Annotated in this window: 11 protein-coding genes; 5 read left to right on the top strand and 6 right to left on the bottom strand. The window is 73.9% G+C overall.

Features of this window, described 5'->3' with window-relative positions; genetic code table 11:
• Window positions 1-34 precede the first annotated feature (34 nt).
• Window positions 35-676 (top strand): hypothetical protein, encoded by a 642-nt coding sequence (locus BJF80_RS16830; protein ID WP_075815410.1) that lies wholly within the window; start codon window positions 35-37, stop codon window positions 674-676.
• On the opposite strand, the gene BJF80_RS16825 is transcribed toward BJF80_RS16830, so the two are convergent.
• The gene (locus BJF80_RS16825; protein WP_075815409.1) at window positions 655-1,623 is read right to left on the bottom strand and encodes a PAC2 family protein; all 969 of its coding nucleotides are present in this window, start codon (window positions 1,621-1,623) and stop codon (window positions 655-657) included. The two genes, BJF80_RS16830 and BJF80_RS16825, sit on opposite strands and share 22 nt — an antisense overlap.
• Window positions 1,624-1,721: 98 nt before the next feature.
• On the opposite strand from BJF80_RS16825, the gene BJF80_RS16820 reads away from it, so the two are divergent.
• On the top strand, window positions 1,722-3,902 hold the full coding sequence (locus tag BJF80_RS16820) for a S9 family peptidase (RefSeq protein WP_075815408.1): 2,181 nt from the start codon (window positions 1,722-1,724) through the stop codon (window positions 3,900-3,902).
• Between the two features lie 18 nt (window positions 3,903-3,920).
• On the opposite strand, the gene coaE is transcribed toward BJF80_RS16820, so the two are convergent.
• Window positions 3,921-4,739 carry a dephospho-CoA kinase gene (gene coaE, locus BJF80_RS16815; protein ID WP_075815406.1) on the bottom strand — a complete coding sequence of 273 codons (819 nt, stop codon included), beginning with the start codon at window positions 4,737-4,739 and terminating at the stop codon, window positions 3,921-3,923.
• Entirely contained in the window at window positions 4,736-5,410 is a 675-nt protein-coding gene (locus BJF80_RS16810) for a 4a-hydroxytetrahydrobiopterin dehydratase (RefSeq protein WP_075815404.1), read from the bottom strand. Before BJF80_RS16810 ends, coaE begins: the two co-directional genes overlap by 4 nt.
• 81 nt (window positions 5,411-5,491) lie before the next feature.
• Here BJF80_RS16810 and BJF80_RS16805 point away from each other — a divergent pair, with 81 nt between their 5' ends.
• On the top strand, window positions 5,492-5,950 hold the full coding sequence (locus BJF80_RS16805; RefSeq protein ID WP_083673779.1) for a GNAT family N-acetyltransferase: 459 nt from the start codon (window positions 5,492-5,494) through the stop codon (window positions 5,948-5,950).
• On the opposite strand, the gene hrpA is transcribed toward BJF80_RS16805, so the two are convergent.
• The 3 genes from hrpA to BJF80_RS16790 form a co-directional block, all read right to left on the bottom strand.
• Entirely contained in the window at window positions 5,947-9,861 is a 3,915-nt protein-coding gene (hrpA, locus tag BJF80_RS16800) for an ATP-dependent RNA helicase HrpA (RefSeq protein ID WP_414899305.1), read from the bottom strand. The two genes, BJF80_RS16805 and hrpA, sit on opposite strands and share 4 nt — an antisense overlap.
• Window positions 9,862-10,155: 294 nt before the next feature.
• Window positions 10,156-10,650 (bottom strand): hypothetical protein, encoded by a 495-nt coding sequence (locus BJF80_RS16795; protein ID WP_143554169.1) that lies wholly within the window; start codon window positions 10,648-10,650, stop codon window positions 10,156-10,158.
• Between the two features lie 106 nt (window positions 10,651-10,756).
• On the bottom strand, window positions 10,757-12,022 hold the full coding sequence (locus BJF80_RS16790; protein ID WP_237767679.1) for a DUF445 domain-containing protein: 1,266 nt from the start codon (window positions 12,020-12,022) through the stop codon (window positions 10,757-10,759).
• Window positions 12,023-12,112: 90 nt separating this feature from the next.
• Between BJF80_RS16790 and BJF80_RS16785 the strand changes: the two genes are divergently transcribed.
• The gene (locus BJF80_RS16785; RefSeq protein ID WP_075815398.1) at window positions 12,113-12,742 is read left to right on the top strand and encodes a hypothetical protein; all 630 of its coding nucleotides are present in this window, start codon (window positions 12,113-12,115) and stop codon (window positions 12,740-12,742) included.
• 205 nt (window positions 12,743-12,947) lie between these two features.
• Window positions 12,948-13,391 (top strand): DUF1905 domain-containing protein, encoded by a 444-nt coding sequence (locus tag BJF80_RS16780; RefSeq protein ID WP_083673778.1) that lies wholly within the window; start codon window positions 12,948-12,950, stop codon window positions 13,389-13,391.
• Window positions 13,392-13,484: the final 93 nt, after the last annotated feature.

Here is a 13,484-nt window from a genome sequence, read left to right as displayed (position 1 = left end):
TCATCCTGACACGGGGTGCGTTAGGTTGCGCGGTATGACGTCTCCGCAGCGGCCGCCGGGGGCGCGGGTCCTCTGGCCGCTGGCGGCACTGCTCACCGTGGCGGGCCTGGTCCTGCTCGTCCTGGGGGTCCTCGGCTCGCGCGACCGCGCGAGCGCGGACATGGTGGGGGTGGTCGCCGGGGACCGGGTCAGCGTGGGTGCCGACGGCCTGTCCGTCTGGTCGCGCAGCGCCGGCACGCGGGCCGACACGGTCTGCACCTTGGACTCAGAGACGCTGGAGCGGCCGGCGGAGGACTTCACCACCCGGGTGGGGGGCGAGCAGTTCCACGAGGTCGCGCGCACCCCGGCCGGCCATCCGACCGGCGACCTGCCGCTGGTCTGCGACACCGAGGACACCGTCTACGCCGGGCCGTTCGGGCCGGCCACCGCCCCGACGGGCCTGCGCGGGGGCACCGGGCTCACGCTCGGCCTCCTCCTGCTGCCACTGGGTCTGGCCTGCGCCGTGCTGGCCGTGCTCGCCCGGCGCCGGACCGAGCCGGAGCAGGGCGCGGATCCCGGGGCGTACACCCTGGACCCGCGCACCGCCCCCCCGCCGCGGGATCCCTACGGACCGCCGCCGTCCGGCCCGCCGCAGGGCGGGCCCACCGGGCCGCGCTACGACCTGCCGCCACCCTGATCCGCGGGCGGGGCGTCGTCGTCGGACTCGTCCGTCTCGTCGGCGGCCTCCGGATCGCGCAGGAAGGCCTCGAGCTGGGCACCGATCTCGTCGGCGCTGGGCAGGTTGGCCACCTCAGCCGCGAGCAGGCTCTTGCGCCGCTGGCCCTCGATGAAGTGGTCGTAGCGCTGCTCCAGCCCCTCGACGACCTCGCGCGCCTCGTCGTTGCTGGCCAGCTCCTCCTCGATGCGGCCCCGGGTCAGCCCGGCCATGGCCACGAGCTCCTTGGTGGGCAGCACCAGACCGGTGAGGTCCATGAGGGTGTCCGCCGCCGCGACGACGGCGTCGCCGAACTGCGTCTCGGCGAGGTAGTGCGGCACGTGGACCGCGACGCCCATGGTGAGCAGGCCGGACTCGGCCAGCCGCAGGTGCAGCAGCGAGTCCGCGCTGGAGGGGATGCGGACCTGCCCGAAGATGGGGGTGTAGTCCCCGAGCACCGAGTTGTCGCTGGCGAAGCGGGTGGTGCCGACCGGCCGCGTGTGCGGCACCGCCATCGGGATGCCGTGGGCGCTGACCATCCGTCGCACCCCGAAGGCCATCCCGAGCTGGCGCACCGCCTCGACGAAGCCCTCCCACCGGTAGTCCGGCTCCACCCCGTGCAGGAGCAGGAACGGCTCGCCCGCGGCATCCACCATCCGGTAGAGGATGAGAGAGGGGTCGTCGTAGTCGGTGTAGTGGTCGGAGTCGAAGGTCATCAACGGGCGCCGCGACCGGTAGTCGACCATCTCGTCGACGTCGAAGGTCGCGACGACCTCGTGCTCGAGGGTGTCCAGCAGATGCTCGGCCAGGGTCGAGCGCACCTGGCCGGCGTCGAGGAAGCCGTCCAGCGAGACCAGCAGCAGCGGGGCGGGCTGCGGCTGGCGGGCGGCGTCAGCCTCCAGCCGGAACAGCGGCGAGTGCGTCGTCACGGTGTCTCCTCTCGGGGTCTGCCCAGCACAACGTCGGTCCGGCACCCAGGATTCCATGTCGGCGCGAGACGTGCGGGCGCCGATGATAGGAACGAGGTATGCCCTCCCCCCGGACGCCCTTCCACGACCTGTCCCACTACGTCGCCCTCCCCCGTGTCTCCGGCCTCGCGCTGAGCCCCGACGGCACCCGCCTGGCCACCTCTGTGGCGACCCTCAACGGCGCCGGGACCGGCTACGTCTCCGCGCTGTGGGAGGTCGACCCGACGGGCGAGCGACCGGCATACCGGATCACGCGCAGCGCCAAGGGCGAGAGCGGCGCGGCCTTCGCCGCCGACGGCGACCTCTACTTCACCTCCGCCCGCCCGGACCCGGACGGCCAGCAGGACGACGCCGCCGAGAGCTCCGCTGCCGGCGCGGCGCTGTGGACCATCCCGCGCCGCGGCGGGGAGGCGCGGGTCGTGCTGAGCCGCCCCGGCGGCGTCGACGCGGTGGCGACCGCCCGGGACGCCGATCGCGTCCTCGTCGTCGCGGGGCTGCTGCCGGGGGCGTCCACGGAGGCGGAGCACGCACAGCTGTCCGCGAGCCGCCGCAAGGCCGAGGTCGACGCGATCCTGCACACGTCCTACCCGATCCGCTACTGGGACCACGACCTCGGCCCGGCGCGGCCGCAGGTCTTCGCCCTGGACGACGGTCCCGCAGCGGGCGTCGACGCCGTCCCGGAGGACACGGACCACGAGGCACCCGCCGACCTGCCCGGAACCGTCGACCGCGCCCGCGAGGTGCACCTGCGCCTGCTCACCGGCGACCTGCCGACCCCCTTGCACGAGCCCAGCCCCGTGGTCGCTCCGGACGGGAGCTTCGCGCTCGTCGGGCTCACCGTGACCCAGGGCCGGGCGGACCTGCGCGAGGGTGTCGTGCGGGTGGATCTCGACAGCGGCCGGACGCGCACCCTCGTCGACACGCCGGGCCACGACGCGCACGCGGGACCGGTGAGCCCGGACGGCGCCCGCGCCGTCGTCGTCATCAGCGAGATCACCTCGCCGACGAGCGCGCCGCGCCCCCGGCTGCACCTCATGGACACCACGACCGGGGAGACGACAGCGCTGGCCCACGACTGGGACCGCTGGGCGCAGCCCGTCGCGTGGACCCCGGACGGCGCCTCCGTGATCGCGCTCGCCGACAGCGAGGGTCGGCGGCCGGTCTTCCGGATCGACGTCGCCACCGGCGAGGTCACCCAGGTCACCCACGACGACGCCGCCTGGAGCGAGCTGGTCCTCTCCCCCGACGGCGCCACCGCCTACGGCGTGCGCTCGTCCTACCTCTTCCCACCCGAGCTCGCCCGCCTCGACCTGGCCACCGGCGAGGTCACCCGCCTCCCCGGGCCGGCCGAGCGACCGACGCTCCCGGGCCGGCTGGAGGAGGTCGAGACCACCGCGGAGGACGGCAGCCGGGTCCGCGCCTGGCTGGCTCTCCCGGAGGGTGAGCCGGCCTCGGACGTCGGACACCCGCTGCTGCTGTGGGTCCACGGCGGCCCGCTCGGCTCGTGGAACGCCTGGACCTGGCGGTGGAACCCGTGGCTCATGACCGCCCAGGGGTATGCCGTCCTGCTGCCCGACCCGGCGCTCTCGACCGGCTACGGGCAGGACTTCGTGCAGCGCGGCTGGGGCGCGTGGGGCCAGGCGCCCTACACCGACCTCATGGCGATCACCGACGCGGCCCTGGCGCGGGACGACCTCGACGCCGACCGGACCGCGGCGATGGGCGGCTCCTTCGGCGGCTACATGGCCAACTGGATCGCCGGGCACACCGACCGATTCCGGGCGGTCGTCACGCACGCCTCGCTCTGGGCCCTGGACGGCTTCGGGCCGACGACGGACGCCGCGTTCTACTGGCAGCGGGAGATGACCTCGGAGATGGCGCAGGCCAACAGCCCGCACCGTTTCGTCGAGGACATCGTCACCCCGATGCTGGTCATCCACGGGGACAAGGACTACCGCGTGCCGATCGGTGAGGGCCTGCGGCTGTGGTACGAGCTGCTCTCGCGCTCCGGGCTGCCGCAGGCGGAGGACGGCACGACCCCGCACCGGTTCCTCTTCTTCCCGCAGGAGAACCACTGGATCCTCAAGCCCCAGCACGCCACCGTCTGGTATGCCACCGTCAGCGCCTTCCTCGCCGAGCACGTCCTCGGCGAGGAGCCGCCGCCCGCGGCGGAGCACCTCGGCCTGACCCCGCCGACGAAGGACGGCTCGCGCGAGGACGGCTCCCCCGGCGCGTCCTGACCGGGCCGGCCGGGCCGGCTACCCCTCGGCGGCGGTGACGCCGGGCGACCAGAGCAGCGGCGCCGGCGGGCAGCACCAGATGAGCGACCCGCTGCCGTCCGGGGCGGGCACGATCCCCCGGCGCCGCAGCGCCTCCGGGTCGGTGCCGCTGCGGGCCCGCGCCGCGAGCCGCTCGTGCTCCGGGCTGCCGGGGGCGGGCTCGCGGGCGCCCTCGGGAGGGGTCCGCGAGCGCAGCGACGCCTCGAAGGGCAGCAGCCGCTCGTGCCAGAGCTCGGTGACTCGTCGTCGCAGGTCGTCCCTGGTGCCCGTGTTGTCGAGCAGCACGTCGGCGGCCGCGGCGCGGGCGGCGTCGTCGGCCTGGGCCCGCACCCGGTCGCCGGCCGCCTGCTCGTCCATGCCGCGGTCCTGCACCAGTCGTCGCACCCGCTCGCCCTCGGGCACGTCGACGATCACCGTGAGCGCGTAGTCGGCGGCCATCCCCAGCTCGACCAGCAGCGGGATGTCGTGGACGACGACCGCGTCGTCCGGTGCCGCGGCCATGAGCTCGGCGGAGCGGCGCCGGATCTGCGGGTGGGTGATGGCCTCCAGGTCACGCCGGGCCTGCTCGTCGCCGAAGACGACCCGGCCCAGCGCGGGCCGGTCGAGCGACCCGTCGGGTGCCAGAACCTCCGGCCCGAACCGCTCGGAGATCTGCGCGAGGGCGGGCATACCCGGCTCGACGACCTGGCGCGCCACGGCGTCCGCGTCGACCACCACCGCGCCGAGGTCCGCGAGCAGGGCCGAGACCGTCGACTTGCCCGACCCGATGCCGCCGGAGAGCCCGACGCGCAGAGTCATGACGAGCTCTCGACGCTGCCCTCGCGCCCCTGCCAGGTGCAGACGCAGGCCTCGTTGCCCTCGGCGTCGGCGAGGACCCACCACGACGGGGCGAACTCGTCGGTGACCAGGGTGCCACCGGCGGCGAGCGCCGCAGCGACCCGCTCCTGCGCGAGGTCGTGCGGGACGGTGATGTCGAGGTGGAACCGGCCCCGCTGGGTCCGGCCGTCGTCCATCTGCTGGAACCACATCGGGGCCAGCCGCCCCGCCGGGTCCTCGAGCTGGTGCTCGCCGGCCCCGGTATACCCGAGCACGGCCGCCCAGAACGGCTCGACCGACGGGGCGTCGGTGACGTCGAGCGCGATCTCCAGGGCCGCGACCTCGTGCGGCATGGCGTCCAGCCCGAGCTCGGCAGCGGCGGCGCTGATCGCGACGGCGAGCGCCCGGTCGCGCGTGGTGAGCGCACCGACGTCGTGGCTGACCGTGGAGACGGTGACGTGCGGGTAGCGCAGGTCGACGTCGGGGTGATGGTCCAGCTCGTCGGCGAGCTCGGCGATCCGCGACACCAGCCGGGCCCCGGTCGAGAAGTCCGGCGAGGCGAAGCGGGTCTGCAGCCTCCCGAGCAGCACCCGCCAGTCGGCGAGCTCGGGGTCGGTGGACAGCGCGTGGTCGGTCAGCGTCTCGGAGGACATACCGCGACTCTGCCAGATCCCGACCGGCCGCACGGTCTGCGCCGACCGACGGGACGCTCTGCCGTGTGGTGAGATCAGGGCATGGTGCCTGCCTCCCCCGTGCTGCGACGCCTCACCACCGACGAGGTCGACCAGCGGGCTCCCGAGCTGGCGGCCCTGCAGCGCGCGGCCTACCAGGTCGAGGCGGACCTGATCGGCGACGACCGCATACCGCCGCTCCACGAGACGACCAACGACCTGGTCGCGGCGGGGCTGACGTGGCACGTTCTCGAGATTGACGGGCGTTGCGTCGCAGCTCTCGCCTGCAGCATGGACGACGGCGAGATCGACGTCGACCGCCTCGTCGTAGACCCCGAACGGCACCGCAGCGGCCTCGGTCGGATGCTCGTGGCGGCACTGCCGACCAGCTCACCAGTCGTCGTGACCACGGGCCGCGACAACCACCCGGCGCGCCGGCTCTACGAGTCCCTGGGGTTCCGCCACCGCGGGGACCACGAGGTCCTCCCGGACCTCTGGGTCAGCGAGTACCAGCGGCCCTAGCCGGCGGCCTCGGCGCGATCCATGGCGGCGTAGATCCGCTTCGGCGAGACGGGGGCGGGCGTGCCGAGGCGCTGGGCGAAGAGCGAGACCCGCAGCTCCTGCAGTGACCACACCACCTCGCGGACGTCGGGGTCCTCCCGGCGGTGCGGCGGCAAGGCATCGAGGAAGGACGCGAGCTCGGACTCCACGACACCGACATCCTCCATCCGCTGCTTGTCACGGGGCAGGTCCTGCACCCCTTTGTCCAGCCGCTCTGCCATCGCCCGCAGCCACACCACCATCCGCGGCAGCCGGGCATACCCGACGTCGGTCACGAAGCCCGGCCGCACGAGTGCGTCGAGCTGTCGCCGCAGGTCGGTGGCGAGGTCCGCCGCAGCGGGGGCGTCCAGCCGCTGAAGCCGCAGCGAGACCTCGCGCGCCGTGTCGAGGATCGGGACGAGCGACTCCACGATCTCCAGCACCCGCGGCACGCTCTGCTGCCGCACCCCGGCCAGCGCCGCCTCGAACTGCGCGGGCGTGCGCACCGTGGCCCCCGGCTGCTCGGCCACGACCGAGTCGACCGCCGCGGCGAGCGCGTCCTCGAGCAGGGCGGGCACCGAGCCGTGCGGGTTGTGGCCGAGCGAGAGCTTCTGGCTGTTGGAGAGCAACGCCAGCAGCCGCTTCCACGGCGGTGTCGTGCCGAGCAGCAGCAGCCGGCGCACGCCGCGCCGGGTCTCCCGGTCCGCCTCCGAGCGCGTCGCGAGCACGCGCACGTCCACCGCGTCTCCGGTGTCGACGAGCGCCGGGTAGCCCTGCACCTCGCGCGGCCCCACCTGCCGGCTGAAGGTCTCGGGCAACGGGTCGAGGTCGGCGGGCCACGCCGTCAGGCCGGTGCGCTCCACGCCCGAGGCCGCGGCAGCCATCGAGCTGCGCACCGCGGGCGCCAGCTGCTCCTGCAGGGCCGCGAGGTCCTTGCCCTCGCCGAGCACCTCGGCCCGTCCGCGCCGCCGGCCCCGACCCTTGCCCCCGCCCGGCCGCACCGCGCGCTCGACCCGGAAGGTCATCCGCAGGTGGTCCGGCACCCTCTCCCACGGCATGTCCGCGGGGTCCACCCGCACCAGGCCGCGGCCGGTGAGCTCGGCCGCCAGCGCCTCCCGGACCGGGACCTGCCCGACCACGCCGGCCTCGCGCATACCCCGGAGCGCGGCGCGCGCGTGGTCCGGCGCCGGCACGAAGTTGCGGCGCACGTCCTTGGGCAGCGCCTTCACCAGCGCCGTCACCAGCTCCTCGTGCATCCCCGGCACGAGCCAGTCGAAACCCTCGTCCTGCACCTGGTTGAGCACCTCGACGGGCAGGTGCGCGGTGACCCCGTCGGCGTCAGCACCCGGCTCGAACTGGTAGGTCAGCCCGACGGTCAGCTCGCCCTGGGTCCGCTCGGTCGGGAAGTCCTCGCTGAGACCGCTCACCCGGTCGCCGGCGTCGCCCACCAGGAGGTCCTCGGTGAAGGTCAGCAGCTGCGGGTCCTCGCGGCGTGCCGTCTTCCACCAGGTGTCGAAGTGCGCGCCGGACACCACCTGCTCCGGGATCCGGGCGGAGTAGAACTCGACGAGCGTCTCGTCGTCGACGAGGATGTCGCGGCGCCGCGCCCGCTCCTCGAGCTGGCCCAGCTCGCGCACCAGCCGCCGGTTGGCGTGGAAGAAGTCGTGCCGCGTCTCCCAGTCCTCCTCGACCAGCCCCTGCCGGATGAAGAGGTCACGCGCGGTCTCCGGGTCGATCCGCCCCAGCGGCACGGCACGCCCCGCGACGAGGGGTATGCCGTAGAGCGTCACCCGTTCGTCCGCGACCGCCGACCCGGCCGAGCGCGACCAGCGGGGCTCGCTGTAGGACCGTTTGACCAGGTGCGCGGCTGCTCGCTCCACCTCGGCCGGGTCGATGACCGCGTTGGTCCGCGCCCACAGCCGCGTCGTCTCGACGAGCTCGGCGCTCATCACCCACTCGGGGTTCCTCCGGTGGAGGACGGAGCCGGGCTGGATGACGAAGCGGGCGTTGCGGGCGCCGAGGTATGCCCGTGCCTCGCGTTCCCACATCCCCACGTTGGACAGCAGCCCGGTGAGCAGCGAAGAGTGCACCTGGTCGCTGGTGGCCGGGTGCTGGTTGAGCTCCATCCCCAGCTGCTTGACGGCCCGCTTCAGCTGGGTGTGCAGGTCCTGCCACTCCCGCACCCGCAGGTAGTGCAGGAACTCGGCCTTGCACATCCGCCGGAAGGCGCTGCCGGACAGCTGCTTCTGCTGCCGCTGGAGGTAGCGCCAGAGGTTGAGGACGACGAGGAAGTCGCTGTCGACGACGTTCTTGGCGTCCTTGTCGGTCGTGTCCTTCGATGCCGGCTGTCGAGGGTTCGGCGGGCCCTGCGCACCGCCCGCGCGGCGGAAGCGGGCGTGTGCCTGGTCCGCCTGCTGCTGCCGGTCCGAGGGTCGCTCGCGCACGTCCTGCATGGACAGCGCCGCGACGACGACGAGCACCTCCGTGAGAGCCCCCTGCCGCTCGGCCTCGAGGAGCATCCGCGCGAGCCGGGGGTCGACCGGCAGGCCGACGATGGCCCGGCCGTAGGGGGTGAGGCGCTGGCGCGGCAGGTGCGCGGGTGCCTTGGGGTCGATGGCCTGCAGCTCGGTGAGCAGCCGGACGCCGTCGGCGACCTGCCGCGGGTCCGGAGGCTCGAGGAAGCCGAACTTCTCGATCTCCCCCAGCCCCAGGTTGGTCATCTGCAGGATGACGCTGGCCAGGTTGGTCCGCAGGATCTCGGGGTCGGTGAACTCGGGCCGGCTCGCGAAGTCCTCCTCGCTGTAGAGCCGGATCGCGATGCCGTCGGCGAGGCGCCCGCAGCGCCCGGCCCGCTGGTTGGCCGAGGCCTGGCTGATCGGCTCGATCGGCAGCCGCTGCACCTTGAGCCGCTGGCTGTAGCGGCTGATCCGCGCGGTGCCGGTGTCCACGACATACCGGATGCCGGGGACGGTGAGCGAGGTCTCGGCGACGTTGGTGGAGACGACGATGCGTCGGCCGGTATGCCGGGCGAAGACGCGGTGCTGCTCGGCGGCGGACAGCCGGCCGTAGAGCGGCAGCACCTCGGTGTCGGGCAGGTCGAGCCCGGCGAGCGCGTCGCAGACGTCCCGGATCTCCCGCTCGCCGGAGCAGAAGACGAGCACGTCCTCGCCCGCGCCGTCGCGCCCGGTGTCCTCGGTCCACAGCTCCTCGACCGCCTCGACCACCCCGGTGACCTGGTCGATCTCGACCTGCCGGGGCTCGGCGTCGGCCCCACGGCCCCGCGGCGGCTCCTCACGGGTGAGCGGCCGGTAGCGGACCTCGACCGGGTAGGTGCGGCCGGAGACCTCGATGACCGGTGCCGGCCGACCCTGCTCGTCGGCGAAGAACTCCGCGAAGCGCTCGACGTCGATGGTGGCCGAGGTGATGATCAGCTTGAGGTCGGGGCGTCGCGGGAGCAGCCGGCGCAGGTAGCCGAGGATGAAGTCGATGTTGAGGCTGCGCTCGTGCGCCTCGTCGATGATGAGCGTGTCGTAGCGGCGCAGGTCGCGGTCGCGCTGGAGCTCCGAGAGCAGGATCCCGTCGGTCATGACCTTGACCAGGGTGTCCGCGCGGGAGACGTCGGTGAAGCGCACCTGGTATCCCACGACGGTGCCGAGCTCGGCACCGAGCTCCTCGCTGACCCGCTCGGCCACCGACCGCGCCGCGATCCGGCGCGGCTGGGTGTGGCCGATCATGCCCTCGACCCCGCGCCCCAGCTCCAGGCAGATCTTCGGCAGCTGGGTGGTCTTGCCCGACCCGGTCTCCCCCGCGACGATCACCACCTGGTGCTCGGCGACCGTCTGCAGCAGGTCCCGGCGCCGCTCGGAGACAGGCAGCTCGGGCGGGTAGTGCAACGATCCGGGGGCCGGCTGGGCCGCCCGTCGGGCGGCGGTCGCCGCGGCGGCCTGCTCTCTCGAGGCTCCGCGTGAGCGACGGTCCGACCCCGGGTCCGAGCGTGTCGGTGACCCTGTGCCGCGCGGCCGGCGCCGGCCACGACGCCCGGAGCCTGCGCGACCCCGGCCCCCCTGCCGTCGACCGGTGCCCGCGTCGGGGTCACGTCGGTCGGGCTCGGGCACGCCCTCCACTCTAACGAGGCGGCACCACCGGGTTTCCGGCCGTGGCGCCCCGGTCCGGCGGCGGCTCTGCGCTCAGGCCGCGCCGCTGCGGGGCACCAGGCCGGAGGCGACCGGCAGGTGGGTCACTCCCGCGTGGGTGGCGAGGAAGGTGCCCCAGAGGGTCAGCCCGGCGTCCTCGCAGGCGTCGAGGGCGTACTGGTGCAGGGCCCGATCGGCGTCGCCGACCCCGCCACGCGGGCGGGCGAGCGCCAGGACGAATCCGGGCGTGTCCGGCAGGTCCGCGATGACCGGGATCATCCGCGCCACCACCTGGGTCGGGTCCTCCTGCGCCACCTCCCCCACCACGACGGGTTGGGCCAGCGTGCCGCCGGGGCGGCAGAGGAGGAAGCCCAGCGCGCCGGCGGCGCGGTCGGCGTCGCTCACGACGAGGTCCACGACATCGGCGGCCAGCACCGGGTCGTCGAGCGGACGGGCGGGCCAGTCATCAGGAAGGTTCTCGAAACTCATGACGGCCAGCCTGCCCCGGCGCGCGATCGTCGCGCAGAAGTTGTCCACAGCCCCCGGCATACCTGGGACCGACGTCGGGGTAGCACGACCTCCATCGGGATGTAGCCGATGAAGCTCCTGCTAGGCCGACGTCGGTCCGGAGGGGCGGTATGCCCGGTGGTGCCCCTCAGAGCAGCTGGGAGACCGCGTGGATCACCAGGCCGACCAGCGCGCCCACGACGGTGCCGTTGAGCCGGATGAACTGCAGGTCGCGACCGACGTGCAGCTCGATCTTGTCCGACGCCTCGCGAGCGTCCCATCGCGCGATGGTCCCGGAGATGACCGAGGTGAGCTCGGGCCCGTAGCGCTGGACCAGGGACACCACGGTGTCGGCGACCCACGCGTCCAGCCGCGCCTGCAGCCGCTCGTCGTCGACGAGCTGTCGACCCAGTGCCGCCAGCCCGGTGCTCATCCGGGTGCGCAGCGCCCCCTGCGGGTCGTCCAGGGCGTCGAGGACGGAGGTGCGCAGCGTCTCCCCGAGGGCGACGCCCGTCGCGCTCACCTGCGGGTGGTCCAGGACCCGCTCCTTGAGCGACTCGAAGCGCTCGCGGGTCCGCTCGTCCTCCTGCAGGTCGCGGCCCAGCTCGGCCAGGTAGGCGTCGAGGGCGTGCCGCACGGTGTGCTCCGGGTCGTCCTTGACGTCGCGGGCCCAGCGCAGCACCTCGGTGTAGACCCGTCGGGTCACCTGGTCGTTGACCCAGGTCGGGGCCCAGGCCGGGGCGCGCGAGCGGACGATCGTCTCTACCTGGTCCTGGTGCAGGGCGAGCCAGGCGTGCAGCTCCCGGGCGAAGAGGTCGACGAGCCCGCGGTGCGAGCCGTCCTCGACGACACGCTCCAGGAGGTGACCGGCGACCGGGGACAGCGGCTCCTCGCGCACCCGCGGGAGGACGACGTCGTCGACGAAGGTGCGGATCTCGTCCTCGTCCAGGCGCTCGACGGCACGGCGCAGGAAGGGCGCCGCCTCGGAGACCACGCGCTCGACGTGCTCGGGCTCGCGCAGCCACTCGCCGACCCGGTGCACGACCTGGGCGTCGAGGAGCTTGTCCCTGAGCACCTGCGGGGTGAGGAAGTTGTCGGTGACGAACTGCTCGAGGCTCGCCCCGAGGTCGTCCTTGCGCCGACGGACCAGAGCGGTGTGCGGGATCGGCAGCCCGAGCGGGTGCCGGAAGAGCGCGACAACGGCGAACCAGTCGGCGATCGCCCCGATCATCCCCGCCTCGGCACCCGCGTTGACGTATCCCCAGATCCCGTCGCGCCCGTGGGTCAGCACGTAGATGACCGCCATGACCACGAGCAACCCGGTCGCAACGGTGCGCATCTGCCGCAGCCCGGCACGGCGCGACGCGTCGTCCTGTCGGATCACGGCGCGCTGCTGGTCGACGGTGCCTTCCACGGGTCCCTCCTGCAGGTATGCCGGTGCGGACGACGAGCGGTCGGACGTGACCGACCGGGCGGTCCAGCCTAGTCCGAGTATGGTCAGCGGATGAGGTGGGTGCGGCTCGGGGCGGCTCTGGCTGCCACCTGCCTGCCGGTCTCGCTGGGCGCGGCCTCCCTGGCCCAGAGCCCGTCTCGCGCGATGGACTCGGCGGTCGCCGTCGAGGCCGACGGCACGACGGTCGGCCGTTCGTCCGACGCCGAGCTCATCATCTGGCAGGTCGTCGGCGACGACGCCGACGCCGCTCCCGACGTGACCTGCACCGTGACGGACGACGCCGGCGGCGGCCTCTCGGGCGAGGTCGGTCCGGGCCCGCTCCTGGGCTCCGGCGACGAGCAGCTGCGCCGGGTCGCGCGCTACGACGTCCCCGCGTGGGTGGCCTCCACCACGGTGGACTGCGCCCCCGACGACGCGGACCTGCGGCTCACCCCAGGGTATGCCGAACCGACGGCCGCGCACCGCGTGGCTGCCCGCTGGTTCGGCGGCGGCGGGGTGGTCGGGGTCGTGCTCGTCGGCGCCGGCCTCGTGCTCGGCAGACGCGACGCCGACCGCACCGGCGCGTCGTCGTCCTCGGCAGACCCGACCGGGAGCGGCGGTGAGGTCATCCCGCCCGCCCCCGGGACGGAGCGACCGCGCGTGCGGGGGCTCACCTTCCGGCCGCCGGGCGAGGGTCGCTGACGCTTCCACCACCGGCGGCAAGGACCACGCCAGGAGCCCGCCTCAGGCCGCGCCCCCCTCCGCACAGCGCGCGACTGCACCGGTTATGTCGCGGAATCGACCTCGTCGCCGACCTATCCGCTGCAGTCGCGGACCACTGTCGGGCGGCGCCATGGCCATCGTCACGGACACCGGTCGTCCGCCGAGCGCAGGACTACGGTGAGGTATGCCCGACTCCCCGCCGACCCGCCCCGCCTTCGAGTGGGACGAGGACGACCTGCCGGCCTCCGGGCATACCTCTGAGGCACGGGAGGAGGGCGGTAGGCGAGGCACGAGCGACGCGACGCCGACGGGCGATGCGCGAGTGGAGACCACGCCGCCGGACCTGGAGTTCACCGGCGAGGTCGTCGAGTGGCGCGGGCCCGCGCCCTACCACTTCCTCGTGGTGCCGGAGCACGAGTGCGCGTGGCTGACCGAGGTGATGCGGGAGGTGACCTACGGCTGGGGCATGGTGCCCGTGACCGGCCGGGTCGGCGCGACCGGCTTCACCACCTCGCTCTGGCCCCGGCAGGGGTCGTTCTGGGTGCCGCTCAAGGACGCCGTGCGGCACGCCGAGGGCATCGAGCTGGGCGACAGGGTGACGGTGGCACTGACCATCCGCTCCCGCTGAGCAACCATTCGCGGCGCTCGGTGGGGTGCAGGGCAACCATTCGCGGCGCTCGGTGGGGTGCAGGGCAACCATTCGCGGCGCCCGGTGGGTGCA

Origin of the sequence: Serinicoccus sp. CUA-874 (assembly GCF_001942225.1) — a bacterium.
GTDB classification, from domain to species: Bacteria; Actinomycetota; Actinomycetes; order Actinomycetales; family Dermatophilaceae; genus Ornithinicoccus; species Ornithinicoccus marinus.
This window is presented reverse-complemented; position numbering and strand designations above follow the sequence as displayed.

What these genes read in the sequence shown, in the direction of transcription:
- BJF80_RS16785 (WP_075815398.1), top strand. Translation starts at nt 12,113, where the DNA reads ATGAGGTGGGTGCGGCTCGGGGCGGCTCTGGCTGCCACCTGCCTGCCG.
- BJF80_RS16805 (WP_083673779.1), top strand. Translation starts at nt 5,492, where the DNA reads ATGGTGCCTGCCTCCCCCGTGCTGCGACGCCTCACCACCGACGAGGTC.
- BJF80_RS16780 (WP_083673778.1), top strand. Translation starts at nt 12,948, where the DNA reads ATGCCCGACTCCCCGCCGACCCGCCCCGCCTTCGAGTGGGACGAGGAC.
- BJF80_RS16810 (WP_075815404.1), bottom strand. Translation starts at nt 5,410, where the DNA reads ATGTCCTCCGAGACGCTGACCGACCACGCGCTGTCCACCGACCCCGAG.
- coaE (WP_075815406.1), bottom strand. Translation starts at nt 4,739, where the DNA reads ATGACTCTGCGCGTCGGGCTCTCCGGCGGCATCGGGTCGGGCAAGTCG.
- BJF80_RS16830 (WP_075815410.1), top strand. Translation starts at nt 35, where the DNA reads ATGACGTCTCCGCAGCGGCCGCCGGGGGCGCGGGTCCTCTGGCCGCTG.
- BJF80_RS16795 (WP_143554169.1), bottom strand. Translation starts at nt 10,650, where the DNA reads ATGCCGGGGGCTGTGGACAACTTCTGCGCGACGATCGCGCGCCGGGGC.
- BJF80_RS16820 (WP_075815408.1), top strand. Translation starts at nt 1,722, where the DNA reads ATGCCCTCCCCCCGGACGCCCTTCCACGACCTGTCCCACTACGTCGCC.